The following is a 7,256-nucleotide window of genomic DNA, read 5'->3' as shown; positions in this document are numbered from 1 at the left end:
AACACCAGATCCAACACCAGACCCAACACCAGATCCAACACCAGATCCAACACCAGACCCAACACCAGATCCAACACCAGATCCAGATGCGCCTGCGAATATTCATGATGTTGTACCTGGTGTCGATTATAATAGTTCGGCTGTTATTGATTATGTTAACTTTAATGACAGATCTAACGGTCAATATACAGAAGACATGTTCGACACAGACTTTAATAATGAATGGGAAAGTATTACTGGTAGTGCGAATATTACCGATAAAGACGGTTCAAAGGTATTAGCAATCACCCACCCAAAAGATCATTATAAAAAAGGTATTTCGAGTGGTAAAAACTTAAACGAATTTAACGAATTAAACTTTTCATATGAGATTACATTCGGTAAAGATTACGATTTCTCTATGGGTGGTAAGATGCCTGGCTTAGCCGGCTTAAATCCAAACGTAAGCACCAAGCCTGACGGTTGTGATACTGTTGGTGAAGATGATGGCTTTAGTTTACGTTCGATGTTCCGTGAAGACGGCCGTGCAATTGGCTATTTTTACCATCAAGACAAAACGAGTAAATGTGGTGATGAAATTGATTATCAATATGAAGGTAAGAACTTTTCGTTTAAACGTGACAAAACATATTTAATTGAGCAATACGTAAAAATGAACGATGCAAATCAAGCAAATGGCATTGTTAAAATTTATGTGAATGGTTTTAAAGTACTTGAAAAAACAGATATGACATTTTCGGAAAATGGCAAATACGCAATCAATTATCAATACTTCCAGTTATGGCATGGTGGTAATAATAGCGATTGGGCTGTAGATCGAGATTCAACTGCGTACTTTGATAACGTGGCGATCAGCACTAAACCTTTGAGTTATAAGAGTTAAATTATAGAGTTACGTTATAGTAGTTAACTCAGTTTTAATTAATGTCATTCTAAATAAATAATCAAAAAAACGCCACACTCTAACAGTGTGGCGTTTTTTTAATAACAGTTTAATCTTCGAGACGGAAAACAACATCTACCTGGTCACGAATAATAATTTGAGCGTCTTGATAAGTTGATTCAACATTAGCCGTAGAGTCCATTGCCATGGAGCGCATTAGCATTGGTCTTGGTGATGAATTTCTGTATGTTATCTTCCAAACACCATCCACTTTTTCGCCAAAGCCTTTTGCCAACGATGCAGCTTTTTCTTTCGCATCGACGATTGCCGCTTGTCTCGCTTGTTCAATATATGTAGATTCATCACTGACTTTTAATTGAATATTGGTAATGCTATTGATGCCATCACCAAGCGCCCCATCTAAATAGTCATTGAGTTTATCTAAATCACGAACAGTAACGTTGACGATACGATTTGCTCGATAGCCTATCAGTTCTGGTTTGCTGTCTTTCTTATACTGATACTCTGGACGTAATGTAATATTGGTACTTTCAATATCTGTACGAACAACGCCTTGAGCCTCTAATCGTTTATTGAAAGCCGCAATTACATTATCAACTGCAGATTTTGCTGCTTTAGCCGACTTACGATTTTCAGATACTTGTACTGAAAACACAGCCATATCGGGTGAAGTGATAATTTCGCCCATTCCCGTTGTTTCTAAATGAGGGAAACTTACCTCTGCAGCCATCAGGCTGGGAGAAATGAAAGCACTAGCCGTCAACACGGTTGCGAGTAAATATCTGTTCATCGAAATAACCTCTCATAATCATTGTTTATCTGTTTGTGGTTGTTCTGGTCAAGTAATCAGACAGTCACAAATCGAAAATTATCCTAACTTTATACAAAAGTGGCTACATATTTATAAATAATAAGGAAATATCAGGATCTTCGAGGTTTCATGAATAATGATGACGATTTATTGAACGTTATTAGTAGCGCGGCTGTTCGCAGGTTTGCTTGATGATAAGGATCTCAGCATCTTGTTTAGATAAGGCTTTGTCAAAATAGTAACCTTGTGCGTAATCACAACCCAGTTGTTGTAAAAGATCGCGCTGCGCTAACGTCTCAACACCTTCAGCAAGTACTTTAACCTCGAGTACTTCACCCAAGCCAATCACTTTGCGCGCAAATTCACGATCTAGCTTTGATGAACATATATCTGCGACTAATGAACGATCAATTTTTAATGTATCAAGCGATGAGCGTAGTTTCCTGACTAAGCTTAGTGAGGAATAACCCGTACCAAAGTCATCAATTGCAATGTATATACCGAGTGCTTTTACTGCTCTTACATTGTCAATTAACATGGCCATATTACTGATAGAAGCCGTTTCGGTCACTTCAATTTCAAGTAAGTCTTTAGGACAACCAGACTCTTCAATGATCGCCGCGATACGAGATACAAAATTGGACATTTCCAGCGTTTTGAAAGAGACGTTAATGGCAATCCTTGGCGTGTAAATACCGGCTTCTTGCCATTGTACAATCTGGTTACAAACTTGCGTAAATACCCACAAATCAAATTCAAAGTGTAGGCCAATTTCTTCGGCGATCCGAATAAATACGTCAGGTGCAATGTAACCTAAATCTTTATGTATCCAACGTGATAACGCCTCAAATCCGACTAACGCATTGTTACTGAGATCGTATTGTGGTTGATAATGAATTTTAATTAAGCATTGTGAAATTGCATTAGGGAATTCATCAATAATGAGTTTATCTGTCATCAACTGAGGTTTCAATTCTGGCTTTGCAAAACAATAATATGAGTTACTATGACGTTCAGATTCTCTCATTGCCGTTTCGCCAGCAATTTCCATCGCGAAAAAACTCTCATAGTCACAATGCTCGCCGCTGATACCGATACTAATGGATTTATTGATCGCTATACCACTGGCGAGGATTAACGGTTTACGTGATAAATCACATAGCTCCTGACTGAGCAGGGTTATATATGCAGTGAAATCAGCGTGAGATAGTTTATGTTGGTTTTCAATTAAAATACCATAGCGGGCATTTGAAAAACGTACAACTAATCCATCGTCTTGGACTGCAGACTTTAACTTATTGCCAAAGACAGCAAGAAAATTATCGCCAGCATCAAAGCCATATCGAAAATTGATGGTCGAGAAATTATCAACACTGAGTACAAGTAAGCGCATTTTAGGAGTGGCAGAGTGAACAGTATTGAATAAGTTTGTAGCTCGCGCAGTCATTGCCCAGCCATTTGGCAGGCCTGAAATCGGATCTATGGCTTTATTTTCGATGACTTTAAAACACAATTTAAATTCGTCACGGTCTAATTTTTTACAATATAACTCGACTTTTAAATGATAAAAATTACAATCGACAAGTTCAGCAGTGGCAAAAACCCCCACTTCACTCACGTAAAAATTATCGAATAACTGACTTGTATTATTGATATTTTGGTTATTATCCAAACGTAATAAGTCATTGATTTTCATGTCAACAATTTTCAGACAGGTCAGACCAACCAGTGTTGAAAACACTTTATTACAAGACTTAATTTGTCCATCGCGGATAATTAAAATAGGTAAAAATGAATCTTCAATTTTCATATTCAGGTTACTCGTCAGTCTTTACCAACTGTTGGTTTATGCACTTTACACTATGCGCTTTTTTGCAACAATACTACGTGGTCTGACTTGGTGTACTTCAACTGCATAGGTTGATATATCATAAACATATTATTTCGTCTGCTTCATAATAAACAATAGCTTACGATTTCATTATTGCGGTTTAATTTATAAGAGCATTGTGAATTATATTGTATTATTGTGATTTAATCTAAACTCGGCTGAAAAATAACCAGCTAATTAGTTGAATAGTGCGATATAGCCACCAGCAAAATGCTGATTTTTAGCCTAAAATATTAAGTTATATAGTTTAATTATTAGGTGCAGATATGAAAAATAAGCGTCAATTTCAACGTGTGTTATTCAATCACGATGCTTCATTAACATGTAATGAGCATCAATGGTCAACAAATGTAATCGATTTATCGTTGCGAGGACTTTCTTGTACAAAACCAAGAAATGTTACTTTTGATGTTAATCAACTCATGACATTATCAATTAAATTATCTCCTGAACAAGTGATTATAATGGAAGCTGAGCTTATTCATAATGAAGAACATGTATTAGGTATGCGCTGTACGCGCATTGATATTAATAGCATTTCTGAATTACGAAGATTGGTGCAGTTAAATTTAGCTGACGAAGCGCTCTTACACCGAGATATAGAACATCTTGCCCAGTCATTACCTAAGCAATAGCATTGATTTATTACCCTGTTGTGCGTTTCCTGCCAGTAAAATGACAACGAAACACTCGCCATCACACGGTAAGTTTATGATCGATAATAGGCGTCTAAAGGCGTGTTAATATAACGTTGAATTCGTATTCACATAGATAAAGTAGTCATTACAATTGATTAATAGCGTAGTGAACTGGCAAATTGACAAATCTCTGACATACTTAATTGCGACACGAGTCAAATTTTAAGTATTGAATAACTAACAGAAAGAGGTATTTCAATGAATAATAAATTACTAATTGCAGGTGCTATTGCAACATCAGTCTTTCTAGGTGGTTGTGCCAGCAACGAAGCCGATGTACAAAAAAGTGTTGGTAGCCTGACCTCTGAAGTCACCGAATTAACGTCACAAGTACAAAATTTAGAATCTGAACATGCAGGCTTGAAATCTCAGCTACAATCAGCGACAGATGCCGCCATGCAAGCACAAGAAGACGCACAGCGTGCGAATTCACGTATAGATAATATCGCAGCATCATACAGCAAATAATTACTCACATGACCTAAGATAGATTAACAATCGCTATTGTTAATCTATCTTAAATTAGCTTGCCCCTATCGCCTATTCCCGTCCATCATTGTCTATCTTACCTATACCCTATACCGCGTTAGTCTATACAATGTATCTCTAGAGTGTTAAATGCTCACATTAATCGGTAAGCCGTGATGGAGTAGCAAGGCCTCTTGAACCGCATTATTGTCCACCAGACTATTCTCTTTTAGTGCATTAATGACCTTTGTGGTATTCACTTCCCGATTCAATTTTTTAGTTGATAATGGCGAATGGACTTCCAATAAATTTTGACCATCAGGTTCTAGCGTAAACTTTATCGGTCGATTAATGATCCTGACAGACTCATTCACCTTCACATTATTATATAACCACTCAATATCATCAGGATTCATTCGAATGCAACCCGCACTGATACGCATACCAATGCCAAAATCTGAATTGGTGCCATGAATAAGATAATTACTTTGTCCGTAAGCCAATCGCAAAGCAAAATTACCCAAAGGATTATGCTTTCCTGCTGGTACAACTCGCGGTAGCACCATTTTATGTTTATCTAAATATTCGGAGCGTGTTGTTTGGGTGGGTGTCCAAACCGGATCTTTTATCTTGGTTTTAACAACACTTTTCATTTGTGGCGTTTCACGTCCTTCTCGACCAATGCCGACGGGAAAGACATGTACTTCGTTGGTGTTTTTCGGAAAGTAATACAATCGTAGTTCAGGTAGATTAATGACAATGCCCTTGTATTCAACGTCTGGCAATAGCATAGACGTCGGTAACTCTAACCGAGTACCGGGTAACGGTAAAAATGGGTCTACGCTTGGATTAGACGCCATCAATGCGATCAGCCCGATATTATATTGCTGTGAAAGAGAATGAAAATAATCACCCACTTCGACTTTATGCTGAATACGTTCACCAATCAGTCTCGAATCTGAACTTGGCAGAGTATATTGTTGTGCGATCACGGGTCCAACGAATACCAAGGATAGGATAGCGAGTGATTTTGATAGGAAGTTAAGCTTAGACTTTACGAACATAGTCATCCCTTTAATATAATATCTTGTAAGGTAAGTATAGGATCAATGATATGACTTACCCTACAGGACATTATTATCAGGGATTATTATCAGGGATTATTATCAGGGATTATTATAAGAAATATTTAGCCTTCTATATAAGACATATTTAATGCTTATATAAGACCGAGTACGACGTTACATTTCAACGTTTACGGCGGTACCATAATAGCCCTGTTAATAAGGTCAAGAATGCATAACCGATCCCACCGCCACTGCTTTTTGATGGCTGAGGATATTCTTCAAAAAAGAAGATGTCTTGAGAGAATGAAGATTCCGGGGATTGATAAGAGTCTGGTCCATCAACCTTATCAATCTCGGTTTTGATCCATTCACTATAGTTATTTACCTCAGTGTAAACATCAGGATATAAGTAATTTGCACATTGGTCCAAGTGACCAAAGCTGACAACACCAGCCAATCGATAGCCACGATCATTATCACTTGCGGCACTTTTGTCTTGCCATATCAATGGACCACCAGAGTCACCGTTACAAGAACCGCGTTCATATGCGTTCGCACAAATGAAATTAGATTCAACCCCAAAAAAGCCCCAATTTAATGCACAGCTTGCATCACCGACGCCACTCACTACCGTTTTCTGAAGAATATCAGTCCTTTCGACTCGATCGGCGGATGTTCTGCCCCAACCAGAAACCACCAGATTATCAGAAAATCCATTATCAAATTCTGCATCAGCAACAGGTTGTGACGCGTTATTCATCAGTTTGATTGGAAGTGCTGGTAACGCCACTGGTAAGGACAACTTTAACAACGCAATATCACCAGTATTATTATTTTGCTCATAATCTAAATTCGCAATTAAATTAGTTACTGTATTCTTTGATCTATTACCGCTACTGGTTTTATCAATGGACCCCGAGTACACGGTTACTTGACCAGCACCAACGGCGACAAATACTGAGCGGCTATCACTAGCGTTCAGACAATGGGCTGCAGTAACAACCCAAGTATCTGTGATTAATGTACCGCCACAGGCATAGGTAGCGCCATTTTTTTCAATTTCTATATATACCTGCCAAGGTAATTCTAATGCTTTACTATCAACCCCCCCGACGACATAAGGTGTTATGTCATCATTGGCATAAGCACTTATTGAGAGTGATATGATTCCGGAAATTGTAATCACTTTAATTAGTTTCAAAATAAGCCTCTCTCGAGTTTGTTATTACAGTGATGGTTAATCGTCAGCACTGTTCATTTTCATAACGTAAGTATAGCGCTAACGAGCACTACAATATGGATAAAATAAATCCAACCAGGGATAGCTTATGTCGTGCCATCATTTAAGGTGAAATATTGTGCGTAGGTCACTTAATTACTTAAAAAAACATATCCTATGACATTTTATGTCAACTAA

General features: G+C 37.8%; 7 protein-coding genes. 3 read left to right on the top strand and 4 right to left on the bottom strand.

Going from position 1 to position 7,256, the window contains the following annotated elements:
* A partial coding sequence (locus tag A923_RS22380) for a polysaccharide lyase (RefSeq protein ID WP_017223393.1) occupies positions 1 to 883 on the top strand: 883 nt, incomplete at its 5' end.
* Positions 884 to 992: 109 nt separating this feature from the next.
* Here the strand turns inward: A923_RS22380 and A923_RS0119585 are convergent.
* Positions 993 to 1,694: an oxidative stress defense protein gene (locus A923_RS0119585; protein WP_017223392.1), complete on the bottom strand. Its 702-nt coding sequence runs from the start codon at positions 1,692 to 1,694 to the stop codon at positions 993 to 995.
* 181 nt (positions 1,695 to 1,875) lie between these two features.
* Positions 1,876 to 3,525 carry a putative bifunctional diguanylate cyclase/phosphodiesterase gene (locus A923_RS0119580; protein WP_017223391.1) on the bottom strand — a complete coding sequence of 550 codons (1,650 nt, stop codon included), beginning with the start codon at positions 3,523 to 3,525 and terminating at the stop codon, positions 1,876 to 1,878.
* Positions 3,526 to 3,872: 347 nt separating this feature from the next.
* Between A923_RS0119580 and A923_RS0119575 the strand changes: the two genes are divergently transcribed.
* Both A923_RS0119575 and A923_RS0119570 read left to right on the top strand, forming a co-directional pair.
* Positions 3,873 to 4,241: a PilZ domain-containing protein gene (locus A923_RS0119575; RefSeq protein WP_017223390.1), complete on the top strand. Its 369-nt coding sequence runs from the start codon at positions 3,873 to 3,875 to the stop codon at positions 4,239 to 4,241.
* A 261-nt stretch (positions 4,242 to 4,502) separates the two neighbouring features.
* A complete protein-coding gene (locus A923_RS0119570) occupies positions 4,503 to 4,772 on the top strand; it encodes an Lpp/OprI family alanine-zipper lipoprotein (RefSeq protein ID WP_017223389.1) in 270 nt (89 codons plus the stop codon).
* 146 nt (positions 4,773 to 4,918) lie between these two features.
* Here the strand turns inward: A923_RS0119570 and A923_RS0119565 are convergent, their stop codons facing one another.
* Together A923_RS0119565 and A923_RS0119560 are read right to left on the bottom strand one after the other, a co-directional pair.
* Positions 4,919 to 5,836, bottom strand: coding sequence for a L,D-transpeptidase family protein (locus A923_RS0119565; RefSeq protein ID WP_017223388.1), 918 nt, complete (start codon positions 5,834 to 5,836; stop codon positions 4,919 to 4,921).
* A 184-nt stretch (positions 5,837 to 6,020) separates the two neighbouring features.
* Positions 6,021 to 7,040: a trypsin-like serine protease gene (locus A923_RS0119560; protein WP_017223387.1), complete on the bottom strand. Its 1,020-nt coding sequence runs from the start codon at positions 7,038 to 7,040 to the stop codon at positions 6,021 to 6,023.
* Between the last annotated feature and the right edge of the window lie 216 nt (positions 7,041 to 7,256).

The sequence above is a fragment of the Moritella dasanensis ArB 0140 genome (genome assembly GCF_000276805.1).
GTDB lineage: Bacteria > Pseudomonadota > Gammaproteobacteria > Enterobacterales > Moritellaceae > Moritella > Moritella dasanensis.
The sequence above is the reverse complement of the archived record's forward strand: the minus strand, read 5'-3'. Positions and strand labels throughout refer to the sequence as shown.